The 19756-nt window shown below is 49.3% G+C and carries 23 protein-coding genes, 1 tRNA gene and 1 pseudogene; 5 read left to right on the top strand and 20 right to left on the bottom strand.

All coding sequences use genetic code 11. The features are described from left to right. Positions 1–12 precede the first annotated feature (12 nt). From AC3ISQ_RS04710 to AC3ISQ_RS04700, 3 genes are all read right to left on the bottom strand, one after another. Positions 13–960 (bottom strand): LpxL/LpxP family acyltransferase, encoded by a 948-nt coding sequence (locus AC3ISQ_RS04710; protein WP_489351003.1) that lies wholly within the window; start codon positions 958–960, stop codon positions 13–15. Then, complete coding sequence (locus tag AC3ISQ_RS04705; protein ID WP_489351001.1) at positions 960–1628, bottom strand: DsbA family protein; 669 nt, start codon at positions 1626–1628, stop codon at positions 960–962. The genes AC3ISQ_RS04710 and AC3ISQ_RS04705 overlap by 1 nt, the downstream gene beginning before the upstream one ends. A gap of 113 nt (positions 1629–1741) precedes the next feature. Continuing rightward, the gene (locus tag AC3ISQ_RS04700) at positions 1742–1921 is read right to left on the bottom strand and encodes a DUF4762 family protein (RefSeq protein ID WP_489353126.1); all 180 of its coding nucleotides are present in this window, start codon (positions 1919–1921) and stop codon (positions 1742–1744) included. Positions 1922–2402: 481 nt separating this feature from the next. Here AC3ISQ_RS04700 and lldD point away from each other — a divergent pair, with 481 nt between their 5' ends. Then, positions 2403–3545, top strand: coding sequence for an FMN-dependent L-lactate dehydrogenase LldD (gene lldD / locus AC3ISQ_RS04695; RefSeq protein ID WP_489350999.1), 1143 nt, complete (start codon positions 2403–2405; stop codon positions 3543–3545). Between the two features lie 46 nt (positions 3546–3591). On the opposite strand, the gene actS is transcribed toward lldD, so the two are convergent. Together actS and uraH are read right to left on the bottom strand one after the other, a co-directional pair. Then, positions 3592–4320 carry an amidase activator ActS gene (gene actS / locus AC3ISQ_RS04690; RefSeq protein WP_489350997.1) on the bottom strand — a complete coding sequence of 243 codons (729 nt, stop codon included), beginning with the start codon at positions 4318–4320 and terminating at the stop codon, positions 3592–3594. 166 nt (positions 4321–4486) lie between these two features. Beyond that, positions 4487–4912 (bottom strand): hydroxyisourate hydrolase, encoded by a 426-nt coding sequence (uraH, locus tag AC3ISQ_RS04685; protein WP_489350995.1) that lies wholly within the window; start codon positions 4910–4912, stop codon positions 4487–4489. 152 nt (positions 4913–5064) lie between these two features. Between uraH and AC3ISQ_RS04680 the strand changes: the two genes are divergently transcribed. Next, positions 5065–5574: a P-loop nucleotide/nucleoside kinase family protein gene (locus AC3ISQ_RS04680; RefSeq protein WP_489350993.1), complete on the top strand. Its 510-nt coding sequence runs from the start codon at positions 5065–5067 to the stop codon at positions 5572–5574. 62 nt (positions 5575–5636) lie between these two features. Here AC3ISQ_RS04680 and AC3ISQ_RS04675 read toward each other — a convergent pair. The 7 genes and pseudogenes from AC3ISQ_RS04675 to prfB all read right to left on the bottom strand — a co-directional run bounded on the left by AC3ISQ_RS04675 (position 5637) and on the right by prfB (position 10353). Next, a pseudogene (locus AC3ISQ_RS04675) lies at positions 5637–5965 on the bottom strand (type II toxin-antitoxin system death-on-curing family toxin). Then, complete coding sequence (locus AC3ISQ_RS04670) at positions 5947–6192, bottom strand: type II toxin-antitoxin system Phd/YefM family antitoxin (protein WP_489350991.1); 246 nt, start codon at positions 6190–6192, stop codon at positions 5947–5949. Before AC3ISQ_RS04670 ends, AC3ISQ_RS04675 begins: the two are co-directional and overlap by 19 nt. 544 nt (positions 6193–6736) lie before the next feature. Then, positions 6737–7021, bottom strand: coding sequence for a type II toxin-antitoxin system RelE family toxin (locus AC3ISQ_RS04665; protein ID WP_489350989.1), 285 nt, complete (start codon positions 7019–7021; stop codon positions 6737–6739). Beyond that, positions 7011–7253 carry a type II toxin-antitoxin system RelB/DinJ family antitoxin gene (locus tag AC3ISQ_RS04660; protein ID WP_489350987.1) on the bottom strand — a complete coding sequence of 81 codons (243 nt, stop codon included), beginning with the start codon at positions 7251–7253 and terminating at the stop codon, positions 7011–7013. The genes AC3ISQ_RS04665 and AC3ISQ_RS04660 overlap by 11 nt, the downstream gene beginning before the upstream one ends. Before the next feature lie 241 nt (positions 7254–7494). Next, positions 7495–7568: transfer RNA gene (locus tag AC3ISQ_RS04655), tRNA-Gly, on the bottom strand. A 159-nt stretch (positions 7569–7727) separates the two neighbouring features. Then, positions 7728–9245 carry a lysine--tRNA ligase gene (gene lysS, locus AC3ISQ_RS04650; RefSeq protein ID WP_489350985.1) on the bottom strand — a complete coding sequence of 506 codons (1518 nt, stop codon included), beginning with the start codon at positions 9243–9245 and terminating at the stop codon, positions 7728–7730. 9 nt (positions 9246–9254) lie between these two features. Then, positions 9255–10353, bottom strand: a protein-coding gene (gene prfB / locus AC3ISQ_RS04645; RefSeq protein WP_489350983.1) for a peptide chain release factor 2 whose coding sequence is annotated in 2 segments (ribosomal slippage) — positions 9255–10277 and positions 10279–10353 — 1098 coding nt in all. Because the reading frame shifts where the segments join, the coding sequence is not laid out codon by codon here. Positions 10354–10606: 253 nt separating this feature from the next. On the opposite strand from prfB, the gene AC3ISQ_RS04640 reads away from it, so the two are divergent. Both AC3ISQ_RS04640 and AC3ISQ_RS04635 read left to right on the top strand, forming a co-directional pair. Next, a complete protein-coding gene (locus AC3ISQ_RS04640) occupies positions 10607–10993 on the top strand; it encodes a type II toxin-antitoxin system RelE/ParE family toxin (protein WP_489350981.1) in 387 nt (128 codons plus the stop codon). Then, positions 10986–11327, top strand: coding sequence for a helix-turn-helix domain-containing protein (locus tag AC3ISQ_RS04635; protein WP_489350979.1), 342 nt, complete (start codon positions 10986–10988; stop codon positions 11325–11327). The genes AC3ISQ_RS04640 and AC3ISQ_RS04635 overlap by 8 nt, the downstream gene beginning before the upstream one ends. Before the next feature lie 46 nt (positions 11328–11373). Here the strand turns inward: AC3ISQ_RS04635 and recJ are convergent, their stop codons facing one another. From recJ to xerD, 3 genes are read right to left on the bottom strand one after another with little or no spacing between them, the layout of a single operon-like run. Further along, the gene (gene recJ, locus AC3ISQ_RS04630; RefSeq protein WP_489350977.1) at positions 11374–13107 is read right to left on the bottom strand and encodes a single-stranded-DNA-specific exonuclease RecJ; all 1734 of its coding nucleotides are present in this window, start codon (positions 13105–13107) and stop codon (positions 11374–11376) included. Positions 13108–13113: 6 nt separating this feature from the next. After that, the gene (gene dsbC / locus AC3ISQ_RS04625) at positions 13114–13821 is read right to left on the bottom strand and encodes a bifunctional protein-disulfide isomerase/oxidoreductase DsbC (RefSeq protein ID WP_489350975.1); all 708 of its coding nucleotides are present in this window, start codon (positions 13819–13821) and stop codon (positions 13114–13116) included. Between the two features lie 26 nt (positions 13822–13847). Continuing rightward, a complete protein-coding gene (xerD, locus tag AC3ISQ_RS04620) occupies positions 13848–14744 on the bottom strand; it encodes a site-specific tyrosine recombinase XerD (RefSeq protein WP_489350973.1) in 897 nt (298 codons plus the stop codon). 91 nt (positions 14745–14835) lie between these two features. On the opposite strand from xerD, the gene fldB reads away from it, so the two are divergent. After that, a complete protein-coding gene (gene fldB / locus AC3ISQ_RS04615) occupies positions 14836–15354 on the top strand; it encodes a flavodoxin FldB (protein ID WP_489350971.1) in 519 nt (172 codons plus the stop codon). A 36-nt stretch (positions 15355–15390) separates the two neighbouring features. Here fldB and creD read toward each other — a convergent pair whose 3' ends face one another. From creD to sdhE, 5 genes are all read right to left on the bottom strand, one after another. Further along, on the bottom strand, positions 15391–16755 hold the full coding sequence (creD, locus tag AC3ISQ_RS04610; protein ID WP_489350969.1) for a cell envelope integrity protein CreD: 1365 nt from the start codon (positions 16753–16755) through the stop codon (positions 15391–15393). Positions 16756–16839: 84 nt separating this feature from the next. Then, the gene (gene creC / locus AC3ISQ_RS04605) at positions 16840–18258 is read right to left on the bottom strand and encodes a two-component system sensor histidine kinase CreC (RefSeq protein WP_489350967.1); all 1419 of its coding nucleotides are present in this window, start codon (positions 18256–18258) and stop codon (positions 16840–16842) included. Continuing rightward, positions 18255–18950 carry a two-component system response regulator CreB gene (gene creB, locus AC3ISQ_RS04600; protein WP_489350965.1) on the bottom strand — a complete coding sequence of 232 codons (696 nt, stop codon included), beginning with the start codon at positions 18948–18950 and terminating at the stop codon, positions 18255–18257. The genes creC and creB overlap by 4 nt, the downstream gene beginning before the upstream one ends. After that, positions 18950–19369 (bottom strand): protein YgfX, encoded by a 420-nt coding sequence (locus AC3ISQ_RS04595; protein ID WP_489350963.1) that lies wholly within the window; start codon positions 19367–19369, stop codon positions 18950–18952. The genes creB and AC3ISQ_RS04595 overlap by 1 nt, the downstream gene beginning before the upstream one ends. Next, positions 19350–19616 carry an FAD assembly factor SdhE gene (sdhE, locus tag AC3ISQ_RS04590; protein ID WP_489350962.1) on the bottom strand — a complete coding sequence of 89 codons (267 nt, stop codon included), beginning with the start codon at positions 19614–19616 and terminating at the stop codon, positions 19350–19352. The genes AC3ISQ_RS04595 and sdhE overlap by 20 nt, the downstream gene beginning before the upstream one ends. Positions 19617–19756 lie beyond the last annotated feature (140 nt).

Genomic DNA, 19756 nt, shown 5'->3' with positions numbered 1-19756 from the left:
TTAATTTCCAGGTTATTCATTGATAAAAAATAACGAATGCGAGTGCCATAACAACCAGTCGTCAGGGTGTTGACGAATCGATGTTTCAATAATTTCCGGCATTTTTTCTTTCAATTGACGTGCGGTAATCGCGGGATAAATATGAATCTTTATTCCCTTGTCGTAATACAAATAATAAAACACCACCTGTGCCGACAACGCTCTGGCAATACGAATAATACCGCTATGCAAATGAGCAGGACGTCCGAATAACTGGCAAGAAAGCTTAGCCGTTTCTGCTTTATTAGAATTTACGGTATAGTCCGGCGTAATATCGGGAAAAATCATGATATTACGTTGCTGCTCAGCAGCTTCGGTAATCGCTGACATCAAATTACCGGCGATGGCACGGTTATCTTCATGAATCGAGCAATAAGAAAGATTCACTCCGCCCATTTGCCGTGCCTGTTCCTGATAATACTCAGCGCTGGAGGAGACTATCGCCGTTGCTTGTCCGGGAAACACTCCCGCGCCGACCATGCCAGCCAACACATCAGAGACCATATGCAACGGTGCCAGCACCACAGGAGAACCCGCTTGATGCAAGGGTTCCACAATGGCATTCAACTGCTCGGTACAATGTGCCAACTGCGCCAATACCTGTGGACTTTGCCCATAGGTTGCCGCCAGTTCCAGCACCCCACGGCGCTGAGTGGTCGCGACGAAATTTAATTTCTGTCCATCGTTTATCAGACAGGCTTTATTCGCTGCCGCGACCCAAGAACGACGTTTCAAGCTGCGCGGTATCAGGCGTAATCCTCGACCAATCGCAGCCGGAGCCAATAACCAGCGGTAATGACCATGTCGTAATATAAAGCAGGCTATTTTCCCGTACAGGATATGTAATGGGTAAAAGCTCCGAGTTACTTTATCAACACTATTACGCCAAGATAAATAAACCCAAACAGCTAAGAAACGCATTACTTCTCCAAGGGTTTATCCTGTTGCAACAATGACAACAACTGATCAGCAAATTTTGGATATTCGCGATCCTGCTGAGCTAACCATTTCTGACCAACGATAAATGTCGGTGTCGCATTGATCTGATAATACTTACTGACGGCGACCATATAACCCAACAGATCTTTCACTGCCTGCGATTGGCTCACTCGTTGGTATTCGTTCACATCAATACCATTGGCCTGTAGCCATTGATTACGTTGTGCGGTTTCGCCGAGATCGACATTATCTTTAATCACCGCTTTATACGCACTGTTGCGATGCTGTGGCTCAATTCCCATCACCGTTAACGTAGCAAATAATGGGGCGAAACTTGCTAAACCACTATTGGCAGGATTACTGATATGTAAACGAATCAACTTTGTACCTGCTGGCATACGTTCTTCCAGCTTAGCAATGTCGTTTTCACTAACGGCGCAGTAGTGACAGCCATAGGAAAATATTTCTACAATGGTGTTTTTATCTTTAATCGGGCTATTTTTAGCGTCTTCAGCACTGACCGATTTCAGAGTTCCCTCTGTTCCATTCTGATTTAATACAAAATAATGGAAATAAGCTGTCGTTATTAATGCAGAAATAACAATAACCAAAAGAGTATAGGCTGTGAGTAATAAAGGTCTTTTAAACATAAGGATGAGATCCTGGATACAAAGTTGTCAATCAGTCATTTTATCGAGGAATGATCAGGCAAGTATAGCAGCGCTACTACACTTGCCTAAAAGTGCAACCTCAGCTATATCACTTAGCCGATAGCTTTGCAGCTAGATGCCGGAGCAACCTTGAAAGTCTTAGTCACAACGCCATGCTTGTCAGTACAGGTCTGAACAGAGTTACAAACCTGAGTTGCACCACTCTGAACCCAATCGTAAGCATTAGTACAAGTTGTGCAAGTACCGCCAACGATGGCGCCAGCTTCTGACATATTCATCTTCTTCATTACAACGTCCTTATATTTTAAAGTTAAGTACAACAGCCTTACCATTGACCATCTTCAATGATGGACAATTCAATGCAAGAGCATATGAATACGCTCTTACTTAAAGTGAAAACTTATTATAAGTTAGTGTCACTAGGTGAAGCCGCGGCAAGAATATCGTGGCAAAAGACACAATTCAATATATTTATCGTTATAAATTGCATTGTTTGCAATATCTACTTTTTAAGTAGATCAGGAGTATTCTCGAATATTCTTATTTTATTTTTCGCAATATAATAGATATAAGTACTTACCTCTTATTATTATTGCAGGATTATTCTTTGTTTTTTACTCACTACGATGCAAAACAATCTCCTCTGACCAGCCTTTTTTATTCGAGGCATATCACAGGATATCAGGGAAATGATTGATTACCTCAAATAGGAACCTACACTGAAATGCTGGTTGCAACCGCAAAGGAGATTCAATGATCATTTCCGCCTCAACCGATTATCGAGCCGCAGCACAAGCAAAACTTCCGCCTTTTCTGTTCCACTATATAGACGGCGGAGCCAACGCAGAGCACACGCTCAGGCGTAATACTACTGATCTGGCGGAGATCGCTCTGCGTCAACGTGTGTTAAAAAACATGTCAGATCTTAGCCTGAGCACCAACCTATTCGGTGAACAATTGGCGATGCCAGTGGTTCTGGCTCCCGTCGGATTGACCGGCATGTATGCGCGCCGTGGCGAAGTACAGGCCGCACGAGCTGCCGCCAGTAAAGGCATTCCCTTTACCCTTTCCACCGTTTCCGTTTGCCCGATCGAGGAAGTCGCTCCAGCGATCAATCGCCCAATGTGGTTTCAGCTTTACGTTTTGAAAGACCGCGGCTTTATGCGTAATGCATTAGAACGAGCCAAAGCCGCCGGGGTAAAAACGCTGGTTTTTACCGTCGATATGCCGGTTCCGGGTTCTCGCTACCGCGATGCACATTCGGGGATGAGTGGCCCAAATGCTTCAATTCGCCGCATCCTACAAGCAGTTACTCATCCTCAATGGGCATGGGATGTTGGCTTGCACGGTAAACCGCACGATCTCGGCAATATCTCCGCTTATCGTGGCACGCCAACAAGCCTTGAGGATTATATCGGGTGGCTGGCAACTAACTTCGATCCTTCAATCTGTTGGAAAGACTTGGAGTGGATTAGAGAATTCTGGGACGGCCCAATGATTATCAAAGGGATTTTAGATCCTGAAGACGCCAAAGACGCAGTGCGTTTTGGTGCCGATGGCATTGTGGTTTCTAACCATGGTGGACGTCAGTTGGACGGAGTCCTCTCTACAGCCCGCGCCCTACCCGCCATCGCCGATGCAGTAAAAGGTGATATTACTATTCTGACCGATTCCGGTATTCGCAGTGGATTGGACGTTGTGCGCATGATTGCTCTGGGCGCGGATAGCGTGCTGATCGGGCGAGCATTCGTTTATGCGCTAGCCGCTGCTGGTGAAGCCGGTGTGATTAATTTGCTGGAGTTGTTCGAAAAGGAAATGCGCGTCGCGATGACGCTAACGGGTGCAAAAAGCATTGCTGAATTAGGCGCAGGTTCGCTGGTACAAAATTCCCTGTAAGCCAAAACGGCTCCATTGTCGGAGCCGTTTACGGTGTTCTTCACAGTCAGCAAGACGGAGATTTGCCCTGCGGCGGTAAGTACCTCAACGGGTCCAGCGCCGTAGCGCGATAGCGGATCTGGAAGTGTAACGCGACGCGGTTAGTGCCGGAACTACCCATAGTGGCAATCTTCTGTCCGGCTTTCACATCCTGCGCATTGCGCACCAAGGTGGTGTCGTTGTGGGCATAAGCGGTGATGTAATCATTACCGTGCTTGATCATGATCAGGTTGCCATAACCGCGCAGTTGGTTGCCGACGTAAACCACTTTCCCTTTCGCTGAGGCGTAAACTGCCTGTCCACGGCTGCCAGCAATATCGATGCCCTTGTTGCCGCCATCAGACAATGAGAAACCTTCAATGATTTTGCCACTGGTCGGCCAACGCCAACAGCGGGAACTGCCCGGTGGCGGTGCCGATTGCGCTAACACAGTGCCAGAGCTACGCGAGGAAGATTTACCACTGGATTTAGTTGCAGAGCCAGGAACGACTCGTAGCGTTTGCCCGACCTCCAAATTATACGGAGCACGGAGTTTGTTCATTTTAGCCAGAGTGCTGACTTCGTTATCCGTAATCCAAGCGATGTAATACAGCGTATCGCCCTTCTTGACGGTATAGGTCTTGCCGGTGTGGCTGCCTTTAGGGAGTTTGTCGTAATCGCGTTTGGTGCCGTTGCCCGAACACCCCGCCAACAACAGTCCAAGGAACATACAGACCACTATTCGACGCCACGACATTAATTTGCTTCCAGTGCTCAAAACCCACCCTCATCATATAAATGTTGTATGCAGCCAATACCGTTGAAACATCAGCAGTGCATATTAACATAGGTGGTGCAGAAGTTGAGTGCGGCTTGCAGTTGTTCACTGATAAGCAGAGTCTCTAAAGGCAGCCAAAAATGATTTAACTTCCGCGATACGATGAATAACCAAACGGGCTGACGAGTAAAGGAATGTGGTAATGCTGATCGGCAGATGAGAAATCTACGACAATCGGAATTTCAGGGTAGAAGGTTTTTTGATTATGTTTTTTAAAATAATCACCGGTTTTAAACGTGACGCGATAAACCCCAGTAGAAAGCGGGCTCGCCTTTGGATACAGCGCACTAACTCTACCGTCATTGTCTGTTTCGACCGAAGAAAGCGGCAACCAGCCGATACCTTCTTTGCGCTCAAGCGTCACCACCACACCCACGGCGGGTTTGCCTGTCCCTTGATCAAGAATATGTACGCTGACCGGATTACGCATGTTTTCCTTATCTGTTTTCTCTGCTGCCGATGCCGAAAATGCCAACACAGATGCCAGTAGTAAATAGTAGATACCTTTCATTTTTCACTCTCCATTTCGTGAATTAATAGCGGAGTAAAAAACAAATCAATCTGCATGTCTATCCAATTGAATCATAATGCTAATATTTGAGACTAGGCTTGAATATGGGACACTATTCTTATCGTTCTCATCACTCATAACAGGAACAAACTATGTTCATCATTTTCGGCGGCTTACCCGGCAGTGGGAAAAGCACCATTGCTCAAGCACTGGCTAAACGACTGAACGCCATCTACCTGCGTATCGACACCATAGAACAAGCAATTCGTGAAGCCGAAGAAGGTGTTCGAGAGATGGGGCCTGCTGGCTATTTTGTCGCCTATGAATTAGCCAGAGAAAACCTGAAAATAGGCTCAACGGTCATCGTTGATTCTGTTAATCCACTACAACTAACACGCGATGCCTACCGCGATGTTGCCCTTTCAATCAAGACACCCTATTTAGAAATTGAAGTTGTTTGCTCGAACCAGAATCAACACCGTGAACGTGTAGAGAGCAGAAAAGCAGAAGTTCATGGATTAAAGCTACCGGACTGGAATGACGTAACCGTAACCCGCCGAAATTACGAACCTTGGGATAGAGAGCATTTGATACTCGATAGCGCCAAATTATCGGTTACTCAAAGTGTAGATAAGATTATTGCTTGTTTTACAAAGGAATAAGGATGCCAGTAATTCAAAACAACCCTTCTCTATTCGACCAACTCTCGTAAACTTTGCGCTAATTATTGTGGGGTAAATTCACCCGTAGCGGCCTGTACGGTCAGTTCCTCCAGCGTGTTATCTTCATCTCGGATTAGCACGCCGTTCCGCTTTAAAAACGCCATAGTGGTAAAAATGCCGTTCTCTTTTCCCACCATTGAAAATATGCCCACGCGCAATAGCAACCCAATAAGCTGCAGCTAAATCAAACAGATCACCCACACCTTCATAGTGAGCAAGATTGTGAACCCGATGAATAATGGCTTCAGCTCGCCCTACATCAGGCATACCCTCCACCAGGGTATAGTTGCAAAATTCTATCGTGGAATATCACTATTTCACTGGAGCTAATCCACTACATCTATCAGTCAAAGCCTCAATTGTTCGCCCATGACGCTGCATAATACTGTCAAACTCAGCATCAAGTTTTACCTTTTGGTAGGCCTCAAACTCAGCCTTACTTATCACTATGGCGGCAGAACCATCACGACGAGTAATTTCTACCGGCTCCCCGCTCGTAGCTGCGTCAAGAACTGCGGAAATATTGGCGCGTGCCTGTGTTGATGTGTAAACGATCATAATCCCTTATATGTGTTGTACATTTAAGATCTACATCTTAAATGTACTTAACGCAATCAGGTGACACTATTAACCATCGGCCGCACACAAAAATCTTCACACCCTATTAGCAGAGTAGCGTAAAGGACTACCCGTTATACGCTCGATCACCGGCACGTAAGCTCGCCAATATTTTTCTTTCAACCTGAACAGTTGCCAGCGTTTACATTCGAACGTTTCCCACCTCATCCCTTTGGGTTTAGTGAACTGAAAAGGGGTTTTAAACAAGTTCATAAGTTCCGACATGTCTTCACTCCAAATGGCGAGGCGCTTGCTTCTGATTAACCGACGCATTCTGGTTAACCTGTCCTCACTCTGCCTGGCATGTGTTGACCACAACAAACCTCCAACACTTACGGCAGACAAGTTCTTTGAGCTCGATGTGGAGTTTCGTACACCGCTGGTGGCAATAATGATTTTCCCCAGTGCTAGCGCTGGGTGACGGGTGATTTACGCATTGTAGTTGAGTTTCGTTTTGCACATTAATGAGATTGGGGTATGGGGATTAAAGTCGCTTCTCAGCCGCCTGATAGGCTTCTTCTTTCTCTCGTTTCCCAATGGCAACCACAAAGACCGTGATTTGCTCATCCTGAACCTGATAGATAAGCCGATAACCAGAGGCGCGGAGCTTTATTTTATAGCAGTCAGGTAAGCTATGTAGCCGGTTGGCCTCTATGCGGGGCGCTTCGATCACCGCTGCTAATTTCTTCTTGAATTGCTGGCGCACTGTGTCGCCCAACTTCCCCCACTCCTTCCAAGCGCGGGGATCAAATATCAGGTTATAGGTCATCCAACGTAACCTTTATGCCTTTTTGCGGGTTAGCCAAACGTTCTCTGACAATTTCAACCAGCTTGGCATCTTCATCGGTAAGCAGCGCCTGTTTAAACGGCAGCTTGCCGCTTTGGGCAACATATTCCAATGTTTGGCGCAGTAACTCGGACGGTGTGACACCCAGCTTTTCCAACGCCGCATAAGAACGCTCTTTCAGGTCATCATCTACACGAATATTAATGGTACCCATAAATCACCTCACGTAATAACAATTGTACTTACATTTGTATTTTAACCTCATACAGGATTGAACGCAATTTAAGCACTCCCTCTTATCGTTGACGCTCGCATGCCTACTGGCTCACGTAGGGCGCATCACATAACTAATCCAGACAAACAGGAATTACAGGGTGGGAGTTGATGATATAACTACAGGCTTTTAGAGGATATAACTAAGAAATACAATAAGATAGGTACTGAAAGAATGATCATGGAGCGGGTGAAGGGAATCGAACCCTCGTATGCAGCTTGGGAAGCTGCCGTTCTACCATTGAACTACACCCGCAACGATGTGCGGTAGGCATTATAACCGGTTATCCACATCGGGCAAGCGGGGAATTGAGTTAATCGCTGATGTTTTAAGCGGTTAGATGTCTGGCCTCAGTTCACAGCCATAAAAAAACCGGCGCAGTCACCTACACCGGTTGGTTTCACTCAAGGTGAATTATTTTACCGGGCGCATCGCTGGGAACAGGATCACGTCACGGATGGTGTGGCTGTTGGTGAACAGCATCATCATACGGTCGATACCAATACCCAAGCCTGCCGTCGGTGGCAGGCCATGCTCCAGCGCGGTAACGTAGTCTTCGTCGTAGAACATCGCTTCGTCATCACCTGCGTCTTTAGCAGAAGCTTGATCAGCGAAACGCTGTGCCTGATCTTCTGCGTCATTCAGCTCGGAGAAACCGTTACCGATTTCACGACCACCGATGAAGAACTCGAAGCGATCGGTGATTTCTGGATTATCGTCGTTACGACGTGCCAGCGGAGAAACTTCTGCTGGATATTCGGTGATGAAGGTCGGTTGAATCAGATGGCTTTCTGCCACTTCTTCAAAGATTTCAGTCACTACGCGGCCCAAGCCCCAGCTCTTCTCGATTTTGATACCGATAGATTCGGCAATCGCCACCGCTTTGTTCATATCGTCTAGATCGGCGATATTGGTTTCTGGACGATGCTTTTTAATCGCTTCGCGCATAGTCAGTTTTTCAAACGGCTTGCCGAAATCGAAGGTCTGCTCACCGTACTGCACGACGCTGTTACCCAACACTTTCTCGGTCAGGGTGCGGAACAGTTCTTCGGTCAGAACGATCAGATCTTTGTAATCCGCATACGCCATATAGAGTTCCATCATGGTGAACTCTGGGTTATGACGCGGGGAAACACCTTCGTTACGGAAGTTACGGTTAATTTCGAACACGCGCTCGAAGCCACCCACCACCAGACGCTTCAGATACAGTTCTGGCGCGATACGCAGGTACATATCGATGTCCAGCGCATTGTGATGAGTCACGAACGGACGTGCAGAAGCACCGCCTGGGATCACTTGCATCATTGGGGTTTCGACTTCCATGAAGCCTTTTTCCACCATGAAGTTACGGATCGCCGCCATCACTTGAGAACGGACTTTAAAGGTGTTGCGTGATTCTTCGTTAGCGATCAGATCCAAATAACGCTGACGGTAACGCGTTTCCTGATCCGCCAAACCGTGGAATTTATCCGGCAACGGGCGCAGTGCTTTGGTTAACATACGCAGTTCAGTACAGTGGATAGAAAGTTCGCCGGTCTGAGTTTTGAACAGCTTACCGCGAGCACCCAGGATATCGCCCAGATCCCACTTCTTGAATTGCTCGTTGTAGATGCCTTCAGCCAGATCGTCACGTGCGACGTATAACTGGATACGGCCACCAACGTCTTGCAGGGTAACGAAAGACGCCTTACCCATGATACGGCGGGTCATCATGCGGCCAGCAACAGTCACTTCGATACCCAGATCTTCTAGCTCGGCTTTATCTTTGCTGTCGTAGGCTGCGTGCAGCTTGTCGGACGTGGTGTCACGACGGAAGTCATTCGGGAACGCAATGCCGTTCTCGCGCAGTACCGCTAATTTTTCGCGGCGTGATTGCAGTTCGTTGTTTAGATCCAACGCCTGATCGGCGCTTGTTGCTTGTTGCTCAGACATTTCTGTTCCTCATAACCCGGCTTTCAAACTTGCCTCAATGAATTTATCCAGGTCGCCATCCAGTACGGCCTGCGTGTTACGCGTTTCAACGTTGGTGCGCAAATCCTTGATACGGGAATCATCCAGCACGTAAGAACGGATTTGACTACCCCAGCCGATATCGGATTTGTTGTCTTCCAGAGCCTGCTTGTCAGCATTTTTCTTTTGCATCTCATATTCATACAGCTTGGCTCGCAACTGTTTGAATGCTTGATCTTTGTTCTTATGCTGGGAACGGTCGTTCTGGCACTGCACCACAATGTTGGTCGGTAAGTGGGTAATACGCACCGCAGACTCGGTTTTGTTAACATGCTGGCCGCCCGCGCCCGAAGCACGGTAAACGTCAATACGCAGGTCTGCCGGGTTGATGTCGATATCAATATCGTCATCCACTTCCGGGTAGACGAATACCGAACTGAAGGAGGTATGGCGACGGCCACCTGAGTCGAACGGGCTCTTACGTACCAGGCGATGCACGCCAGTTTCAGTACGCAACCAGCCGAACGCATAGTCGCCGATAATTTTGATGGTGGCGGATTTCAGACCTGCAACGTCGCCATCAGACTCTTCAATCACTTCTGTTTTAAAGCCTTTTGCTTCCGCCCAACGCAAGTACATACGCAGCAACATGCTGGCCCAGTCCTGCGCTTCGGTACCACCGGAGCCCGCCTGAATATCCAGGTAGCAGTCCGCGCTGTCGTATTCACCAGAGAACATGCGACGGAATTCTAGACCTTCCAATTTGCTAGTCAGTTGATCAAGCTCAACCACCGCCTCATTAAAGGTTTCTTCATCGTCGGCCTCAATCGCCAATTCCAGCAGGCCGGTGACATCTTCTTCACCCTGCTTCAGATTGTCGATGGTATCGACGATGGCTTCGAGCGCCGAGCGCTCTTTACCCAGCGCCTGTGCGCGCTCAGGTTCGTTCCACACGTCTGGCTGCTCTAGCTCAGCGTTAACTTCTTCTAGACGTTCTTTCTTGGCATCATAGTCAAAGATACCCCCGAAGAACGCTCGTCCGCTCGGACAGGTCCTGAATACGGTTCTTTACCGGATTAATTTCAAACATGGTTTTTTGAGTTCTTTCGGTTGATGTCATGAATGGCAGAGTGCCATTAGAACCGATTATTCTAGCGGATCCAGGCGACAGTTTGTAGCGAGATGGCGAGTTTTTGTCATGATCAGAGCTCGTCAACCCAACTCGGAGCTCTTACCGTTTCATCCCACGGATCATTCCCCTCACCAATAGTGGATAATTATTGTTCGCTATAGCCATAATGACTATAGTAATGCTGAAAATTTGACAAGGGACGGAGAATGATATGGATATTTTTGTTACTGATAATTTCGATAAATTTATGGGTAAGAACCATATTCTTGACAAAAGGATATGCAAAGCAGCAAGAGAGATTGTCAACGGATTGCATGACGGAGACTTGGGCGGCGGTGTGATTAAGAAACGTATACCACTCAATCAAGGGAAGCGTGCAGGTGCGCGATCCATCGTGGCATTCAAGAGCGGCCATCACCAATACTTTGTCGACGGCTGGCTGAAAAACACGCTAAAGCAAACTGGGGCAAAAGAGATCGCCGATGATGAACTGGAAACTTATCGAGATCTAGCCAAAGACTTCTTTGCCATGACGCCAGATATTATCAAGATAGCCATAGATAACGGGTACTTACGAGAGGTACATTGCCATGACTGATAACCGCTTACTTAGATTGCAAAAGATGGCTCAGCGATTTAATACCATCGGCGCAGTTTCTGATGAGACCGTAGAAAAAATTAACCAACGCGTAGAAGCCAGAGAGAGAAACGATCGACAAAATCTGGTCATGAACGGCGCTCGTATCAAGATGATGCGTAAACGTCTCGGTTTAAGTCAGTCCGATCTTGCTGCGGTAGTCAATATGTCAACCACCAGCGTGCAAAAATGGGAACGTAATGCAATCACGCCACAAGGTGCTGCACTTAGAATATTGGAAATCATCGAGCAAAAAGGCGTTGAGAGCGTCATCATCGCACCTTCACCACACTAGAAAAAAGTGCCCGAATTCTCAAGTTGACTCAGGCACTTCTTCAACGTTAACGCGGCCAGAGGTGCTGGATCAGCAACTGCACATTGCGGTTACCGCGGAACTCATTAACGTCCAGTTTGTAAGCCAATTCGACTTCTCGCACGCTGCTATCCGGCCACAGAGTGGTGTCGATATTGAAAGCGATGCCGTCCAGCAACGGGCCGCCGCCAAGTGGTTCTACCATCAGTTTCAGGTGTTTTTCACCGACCAGCCGCTGCTGCAGAATGCGGAACTTGCCGTCGAAAGTCGGTTCAGGGAACGCTTGCCCCCACGGACCACCTTCACGCAGCAGTTCGGCGGTTTCCAACGTCAGTTCTTGCATCAATAGTTCGCCGTCCGACCAAATCACACCTTCTAACATCGCCGGATCGAGCCATTCACCCACCAATTCACCAAAGCGTTGGCGGAACTGTTCGAATTGACTCTCTTCCAGCGACAATCCTGCCGCCATCGCATGACCACCGAACTTGAGCATCAGGCCAGGGTTCAGCGTATCCAAGCGCTCTAATGCATCACGCATATGCAGCCCAGCAATTGAACGGCCTGAGCCTTTCAAAATGCCATCGCCTGCGGGAGCAAAAGCAATCACCGGACGATGGAAACGCTCTTTGATGCGCGAGGCCAAAATCCCCACCACGCCCTGGTGCCATTCTGGATGGTACATCGCCAGTCCGTAAGGCAGTTCGGTGCTGGTGCGTTCCAGTTGATCGCATAGCTGTAGTGCTTCAACCTGCATGCCCTGTTCAATCTCACGGCGCGTCTGGTTCAACGCATCGAGTTCGTTCGCTAACATGCGCGCCTGAACAATATCGTCACTCAATAATAACGACACACCAACCGACATATCATCCAAGCGCCCCGCAGCATTCAAACGCGGACCAAGAGCAAAACCGAGATCGTTGGCCGCCAGCGTGCGCGCTTCGCGGTTCGCCACTTCTAACAGCGCACGAATGCCCGGTCGGCATTTGCCAGCCCGGATACGATTTAAACCTTGATAGACCAAAATGCGGTTGTTGGCATCGAGCGGCACAACATCTGCCACCGTGCCGAGTGCCACCAGATCCAGCAATTCCGCCAGATTAGGCATCGCTAATGCGCGTTGTTCGAACCAGCCGCTATCACGCAATCGGGCACGCAGCGCCAGCATTAGGTAAAACGCAACGCCGACTCCCGCCAAGGATTTGGAGGGGAAACCACACTCTCGCAAGTTAGGGTTAACAATCGCTTCTGCCGCAGGCAGGGTTTCTCCCGGCAGATGGTGGTCAGTCACCAACACCTGCATACCTTTGGCGTGAGCAACATCAACCCCCGCGTGAGAGGAAATACCGTTGTCCACGGTGAGGATTAGCTCTGCACCGCGTGCGTCGGCCTGCTCCACCACTTCAGGGCTGAGACCATAACCATCTTCGAAACGGTTCGGTACCAGATAGTCGACATTGCTGCCGCCCATGCTTCGTAGCGCCAACACCGTCAACGCGGTACTGGTCGCGCCATCGGCATCGAAATCACCGACCACCATGATGCGGCGTTGATCAGCCAACGCCTGTTGCAACAAACCTACCGCGGCATCAATACCATTCAGTTGCTGCCAAGGCAGCATCCCTTTCACGCCACGTTCTAATTCTTGCTCTCCTTGTACGCCGCGCAATGCATACAGGCGGCGCAACAACGGAGGTAAATTAGCGGGAAGATGGCTATCATCCGCCGCCTCTCGACGGCGTAATTGGGTTTTGATACTCACCAGCGGTTATTTCGCCGCAGCTTGTTGAGCGTCCAACATCGCAGCCAGTTCTTTCGGCCCTTGATAACCTGGGATCATCATGCCGTTTTGCAAGATCATCGCTGGAGTCCCTTGAATGCCGTACTGCACGCCCAGTGCGTAATGCTTGCTGATGTCGGTTTTGCAGGTCGCAGGGGATACTGCGTCACCTTTCATCGCCTCATCGAAGGCTTTGGCTTTATTAGCGGTACACCAGATCGATTGCATATCTTTTTCGGCTGGAGAGTTGAGTCCCTGACGTGGGAACGCCAGATAACGCACGGTGATCCCCAGATCGTTATACTCTTTCATCTGCTGGTGCAGCTTGTGACAATAACCACAGGTGATGTCAGTAAACACGGTGATCACGTGTTTCTCTTTCGGCGCTTTATAGACAATCATTTGATCTTTCAGCGCTTCTAGTTTGCTATCCAGCAATTGGTTGGTCACGTTGACCGGCTGCTTGCCACTCACGTCAAACAACGGGCCTTGCAGCACATGTTTACCATCTTCTGAAACGTACAGAACGCCGTTTTCGGTCAGTACCGTTTTCAAACCAGCGACCGGCGAAGGCTGCACATCCGCTTGTTGCATGCCCAAACTGCCGAGTGCTTTTTTGATCGCCGCATCGTCGGCATGAGCCACGCTAGTGACAGAGGCCACCAGCAGAGAGAGCAGCATTAAACCTTTTTTCATTCTTCAATCCTTTCCAACCCGGCGCATTAGGCGCGCGGATGATGCTGTTGATGTAGTTGTTTCAACCGTTCGGTTGCTACATGAGTATAAATTTGGGTAGTCGAGAGATCGCTGTGTCCCAATAACATTTGTACGACACGAAGATCGGCACCGTGGTTCAATAAATGGGTGGCGAACGCATGGCGCAACACGTGTGGTGACAAGCGTTCGCTGTCGATACCGGCCAGAATCGCATAGTGTTTGATACGATGCCAGAAAGTCTGACGAGTCATTTGTTGGCTACGATTGCTGGGGAATAAAACGTCTAACGCCTGTCCATTAACCAGCCACGGGCGGCCATGCTCCATATAATTTTCGATCCAATACACTGCTTCTTCGCCCAGCGGAACCAACCGCTCCTTATTACCTTTACCGATCACCCGCACCACGCCTTGGCGCAGACTCACATCGCTAATGTTCAAGCCCACCAGTTCGGATACGCGTAAACCGGTGGCGTACAACATTTCCAGCATCGCTTTATCACGCAGCTCCAGCGGTTGATCGACACAAGGGGCTTGCAACAAGGCCTCCACCTGCGCTTCGCTCAGATCTTTCGGTAACCGTTGCGGCAGTTTCGGCGAAGCTAACAACGCAGTGGGATCGTCCTCGCGCAGCTTTTCGCGGTACAGATATTGAAATAGACGCCGCATGGCACTCAGCAAACGCGCAGAACTGGTGGCTTTATAGCCCCCTTCCACGCGCTCCGCCAGAAATGCCTGCAAATCCAATGCTTCAGCCTGTAACAGACTGCTATTTTGCTGATTGAGCCAGTTGACTAGGGCCTGTAAATCCAGCCGGTAAGAGGCCAGCGTATTCTCAGCCAGATTACGTTCCAGCCACAGCGCATCCAGAAACTGCTCAATTAATGCGTTTTGCGGTTGCACGCCGCCCTCTCTTCATTCCATTCGCCCCCGGCATTATTGCCTTATGGTACACTCGTTGCAATTCTACGTAAGGTAACAAAGCGGTTTAAAGATGAAGATTGGTCTGTTTTACGGCTCCAGCACCTGCTATACCGAGATGGCAGCAGAGAAAATCCGTGAAATTCTAGGTGAAGATCTGGTCGATTTGCACAACCTGAAAGACGTTTCCCCTAAGTTGATGGAGGATTACAGCATTCTGATCCTCGGTATTCCGACTTGGGATTTTGGTGAGTTGCAGGAGGATTGGGAAGTCATTTGGCCGCAGCTCACCGAGCTGGATCTGAAAGGGAAAATCGTCGCAATGTATGGTATGGGCGATCAACTCGGTTATGGCGAATGGTTCCTCGATGCGCTCGGTATGTTGCACGATCACATCGCGCCGCTTGGCGTCCAATTTATCGGTTTCTGGCCGATCGACGGTTTCGAATTCACCAGCCCTAAGCCATTAAGTGCTGACGGCAAACATTTTGTCGGTTTGGCGTTGGATGATGTAAACCAGTACGACATGAGTGAAGAACGAATGCAGCAATGGTGTGAACAAATCCTGTTGGAAATGGAACCACTGCTGTAAACGTAATTGGGCGCGAAACCGCGCCCATCATGACCATCACTTCCACAAGCGGAATCGATGTTCACTCTTCTCAGCCGCTGGCTCCGCGCTCAAACGAGCAGGATCAGCCACTTGATACCAATCCAGCTTGCGCGTCAGCAACATAATCCCTGCCAGTATCGCGAACAACAACACAGAACCGAGTACCAGCGCGTTATCCTCCGACTGCAGCAGCAGATACAACACGCCATACAGCAACAGCAAACTGGCAGCAAACAACACTCCACGTAATTTACTGCGTAGCACCGCACTGAGATAGAAAGCAATCAATCCGCTGCACGCCACGCTCGCCGACAGATAAGCCACGTTAAAGCCCAAATGCTCCGAGAACGCCAACAGAATCAGGTAGAACAAGACTAACGCCGCACCTACCAGCAAATATTGGATGGGGTGGACACGCAAACCGGTCAGGGTTTCGAACAAGAAGAACGACATAAACGTCAAACCGATAAACAGCACCGCGTATTTCACCGCTCGTTCGGTCAGTTGATAGTGATCCACCGGTTCGATCAGGCTGGTGCTAAACGTAGGCAGTTTATCTTCATCCACAATGCCATCGTCATAAGCGAAAGAGCTGTTGATGTTGTTGGCAAACCAGGTACTGCGCCAGCGAGCGGTGAACCCATCGGCTGTCACTTTGCGTTCATCCGGCAAGAAATTACCGAGGAAATTAGGATGTGGCCAGTTGCTCTGCAATGTCAGTTCGCTACTACGCCCTAACGGGACGACAGACAAACTGCTGGTGCCCGCGAGTGTCAGGGTAAAACTGGTATCCAGCCCATTTTTCCGTAATGCGTCCAATGGCAGTGGCGCATGAATCCCCTGAGGCATCACACCAATTCGAGTTCCCGGTTCAAATGCCGTTGGCTGCGGCGTACCACTCAATGGCGAAATACTTTTGATACCGCGTGAATCACTTAACGCCACCACGAGGAAAGGTTGTTCCAGCGTTATATTACTTTTTTGCAGATCCCCTAGTTCTGGCTGCCCAAAAGTGGCTTGGAACTTTAATGCGCCTTGATAAATCTGCGTTTGGTAAATCCCTAACTTACGGATTTCTACGTTCGGTTTACCCTCAATCTTGAGTGATTCCGGTAACAAATAACGATAATGCCGCGTCGCCTGCACTGTCACCTTTCCCTTGTCATCTTTTTTCTCTTCACGTTCGATATACGGGATGACAATCAACGGACCCAGAACCCGTTGCGCCCGACTGGTACTTTCGCTCACCTGCCCAACGACGCTTTGGCGATAACCGCTGCGCTCCTGAATAATATCCATCAACTGTGCAATCGGGATCAACATTAGGATCATCAATCCCAGTAGCGTCGTTATTTTCCAAAACAAGACTGATTTCATCATTTTGCTGCGCTCCTTATCGGTAATAGCGCTACGATAGAACGGCCAGATGAAGTTGAAATGTGGTTATGTGAAGAGAAGGTGAAGTCAGAGAGATAAAGTGAGAATTGCCGTCACGCCGTGCGGTTGGCGGTTCTGTAATTGAATACTGCCGTGATGAAGGCGCGCCACTTCCTGCACGAAATTCAACCCTAAACCGCTGCTTTTCGGTTTATCGCTACGTGCCAATGAATAGAAACGTTCGAAGATTTTATCCTGCGCATAGTCAGGAATTCCGCTGCCATTATCGTTAATGGTGATTTGGTAATCTCGTTCCAAGCGCTCGCTTCGCACGCTGATAGCGCCGCCAGTCGGTGTGAAGTCGAGTGCGTTTTCCAGCAGATTGCTCAATGCCTGACTGATTAATAATGCATCGCCGTTTACCGAACCTTCCGCCAAGGATTCAATTTGTAGCGCAATACCGCGCTGCACCGCCTGCGCCTCTTTACCGGCTAAAACCTGACGAATTAACTCGCTCATTGATACCGCGCTTAACTCCAGACCGGGACGACTCTCCAGCCGCGCTTGCACCAATAATTTGTCCACCAGTTGCTGAATGCGGCTGCTTTGCTGTTCGATATTGTGCAGAAAACGCTGCGCCGTCGCTGGCGGTGGCGATTCCTGTAATAACTCGGCAGCTCCACGGATCGCCGCCAGTGGGCTTTTCAGTTCGTGCGTCAGCGTATGCACGTACTGTTCGATATAGGCTTTGCCTTCCAGTTTCAGACGCATACTTTCCAGCGATTGCGCGAGTTGAGCGAGCTCATGGCTACCCATTTGTGGCAAAGGCACCGCTTCCCCTTGCGCCACACCATCGGCATAACGCACCAACCGGCCAATCGAACGGTTGATCCACCAAACAAATCCCAATCCAATCAGCAAAGCGATACCTAATAAGATTGCCCCGGCCAACAGGATACGGCGTTCGCTGCGCTTGATCACCGGCGTCATGCTGCTATTGGGTTTACCCACGCTCAGTACGCCGATAATCGCGCCCTGCTCAAGAACGGGTGCCGCCACGTACATCACCGAGCTGTTTTCATCTTGCGGGTTGCTTCGCGTGCTACGCGCACCGTATTGACCACGCAAAGTGAGATAGACATCGTTCCAACGTGAGTAATCTTGCCCTAACGCTTTACCACTGGAGTCAAAAATCACTTTGCCTTGGGCATCAGTGAGATAAACACGGTACTCATTGCGATCCTTACGAATACCGGCAATATTCGCACCAATAGGCCGTTGATTAAGTTGAGTAAATGCCTGCGCCAGTTGCCCTTTTGTCAGATCGCCGTGTTGCATATCCTGTCGGGCAATCTGTGCCAGCAGGTTGGCGGTATCCACCAGCGTCCCTTCGGTGGCACGCCGCACACCAGGTTTTACTTCTTGCACAAAGATACTTAAAACGAAATAACCGGCCACCGCGACGATCAGGAAATACCCCAATAACAGCCGCAGGCCGATTCTCATGGCTGGCGACTCACGCTGTAACCCAGACCACGATGGGTATGAATGGGCGGTTCACGGGGATCGATAGCACGCAGTTTGGCGCGTAGGGTTTTGATATGGGTATCCACAGTACGATCGAGGCTCTCTTCCGCCTGCGCCCACACCAGATCCATCAACTGCTGACGCGAAAACACTCGTCCAGGGGACTGCAGTAGCGTTTTCAGCAGCAAGAATTCGTAACGGGTTAACGTCAGTGGTTGTTGATAATAATCAATGGTCGCACCCTCTTCATCCAAGGTAAAAGCACCGAAGTGGTACAGCGTTGGCATCTGTTGGCGTTGCTGTTTTTGCAAACGCCGTAAGATGGTGCGAACTCGCGCGCTAACTTCACGCGGTGAAAACGGTTTGGCGACGTAGTCGTCAGCACCGATTTCCAACCCCAACAGACGATCGATTTCGTCGCTACGAGCCGTCAAAAATAGAATGGGTAAATCTTCCGCCTGCGCTAACAAGCGGCGACACAGCTCAAAACCATTGATGTCGGGCAAACCAACATCCAAGATCGCCAACGCGGGAGTCTCATGCACCAACGCCTGCAATGCGGGTTCGCCACGTTCGAACCAGCGCACCTGAAAGCCTTCGCTTTCCAAGGTATAAATCAGCGTATCGGCAATGCTGGGTTCGTCTTCTACCAGCCACAGCATCGGCTTCATCACTCATCCTCATCAGCAGAGGGCGGGTACTGCAACCATTGTCGCAGATAACTCCAATCTTCCTGATTAGTGCAATCCGAAGCCAACCACAAGCGACGACGCTTATTGCCGTCGACCTGTTGTAAAGTCAGCATCACACCACGCGCAGGCATCCAAGGTTTTTTCAGCAAACGCCACTCCTGCCCATGCCACCCCAAATGCTGATTTGCCAGCAACCGTAATTCACCCCGACGCGAGGCGATACGTTTCTGGCTACGAATACACTCGAACACCACCAGCGTCAGCAATACCAGCCAAATCGGACCATAGCCTTCCGGCCAAGGTGAGATCAGAATCAGCAGTATCAGCGCGCCATGTGTCAACAACGAGAATAGCTGAGTGCGCCAGGAAATACGGATATCACATCGCCACTGGGCCACGGTCTTTATTTCGCGTTTGGATCAAGATCACCATTCTCTGCAATTCAACGTCTTGCGGAGCACCATGATTCATCAGCCAATTGAATAAATCAGGATCGTCACATTCCAACAGGCGGATAAATAGCGCCTTATCCGCATCGCTTAGCGTATCGTACTCATACTCGAAGAACGGCATGATGGAAATATCCAGCTCACGCATACCACGGCGGCAAGCCCAGTGGATTCGTGCTTTATTATTAATATCCATGTGGTTATGACTACCTCTTTTCAGCGCAGCAAGGCCAGCGCAGGGTTCAATTGACACTCTGTAGGCAACAAGTACGCAATATAATTCAGTCAACTAGCGATTCATCGGTCAGGGTAACCGCTAGCTATAAACGTATAGAG

The sequence above is a fragment of the Serratia sp. KH_031 genome, from assembly GCF_057839655.1.
This window is presented reverse-complemented; position numbering and strand designations above follow the sequence as displayed.

Coding starts and splice junctions, on each gene's coding strand:
- uraH (WP_489350995.1), bottom strand. CDS start 4,912: ATGAAAGGTATCTACTATTTACTACTGGCATCTGTGTTGGCATTTTCG.
- AC3ISQ_RS04660 (WP_489350987.1), bottom strand. CDS start 7,253: ATGGGTACCATTAATATTCGTGTAGATGATGACCTGAAAGAGCGTTCT.
- AC3ISQ_RS04680 (WP_489350993.1), top strand. CDS start 5,065: ATGTTCATCATTTTCGGCGGCTTACCCGGCAGTGGGAAAAGCACCATT.
- AC3ISQ_RS04640 (WP_489350981.1), top strand. CDS start 10,607: ATGGATATTTTTGTTACTGATAATTTCGATAAATTTATGGGTAAGAAC.
- creC (WP_489350967.1), bottom strand. CDS start 18,258: ATGAGAATCGGCCTGCGGCTGTTATTGGGGTATTTCCTGATCGTCGCG.
- AC3ISQ_RS04710 (WP_489351003.1), bottom strand. CDS start 960: ATGCGTTTCTTAGCTGTTTGGGTTTATTTATCTTGGCGTAATAGTGTT.
- lldD (WP_489350999.1), top strand. CDS start 2,403: ATGATCATTTCCGCCTCAACCGATTATCGAGCCGCAGCACAAGCAAAA.
- fldB (WP_489350971.1), top strand. CDS start 14,836: ATGAAGATTGGTCTGTTTTACGGCTCCAGCACCTGCTATACCGAGATG.
- creD (WP_489350969.1), bottom strand. CDS start 16,755: ATGATGAAATCAGTCTTGTTTTGGAAAATAACGACGCTACTGGGATTG.
- creB (WP_489350965.1), bottom strand. CDS start 18,950: ATGAAGCCGATGCTGTGGCTGGTAGAAGACGAACCCAGCATTGCCGAT.
- AC3ISQ_RS04665 (WP_489350989.1), bottom strand. CDS start 7,021: ATGACCTATAACCTGATATTTGATCCCCGCGCTTGGAAGGAGTGGGGG.
- dsbC (WP_489350975.1), bottom strand. CDS start 13,821: ATGAAAAAAGGTTTAATGCTGCTCTCTCTGCTGGTGGCCTCTGTCACT.
- AC3ISQ_RS04670 (WP_489350991.1), bottom strand. CDS start 6,192: ATGATCGTTTACACATCAACACAGGCACGCGCCAATATTTCCGCAGTT.
- sdhE (WP_489350962.1), bottom strand. CDS start 19,616: ATGGATATTAATAATAAAGCACGAATCCACTGGGCTTGCCGCCGTGGT.
- actS (WP_489350997.1), bottom strand. CDS start 4,320: ATGTCGTGGCGTCGAATAGTGGTCTGTATGTTCCTTGGACTGTTGTTG.
- AC3ISQ_RS04700 (WP_489353126.1), bottom strand. CDS start 1,921: ATGTCAGAAGCTGGCGCCATCGTTGGCGGTACTTGCACAACTTGTACT.
- AC3ISQ_RS04705 (WP_489351001.1), bottom strand. CDS start 1,628: ATGTTTAAAAGACCTTTATTACTCACAGCCTATACTCTTTTGGTTATT.
- AC3ISQ_RS04635 (WP_489350979.1), top strand. CDS start 10,986: ATGACTGATAACCGCTTACTTAGATTGCAAAAGATGGCTCAGCGATTT.
- lysS (WP_489350985.1), bottom strand. CDS start 9,245: ATGTCTGAGCAACAAGCAACAAGCGCCGATCAGGCGTTGGATCTAAAC.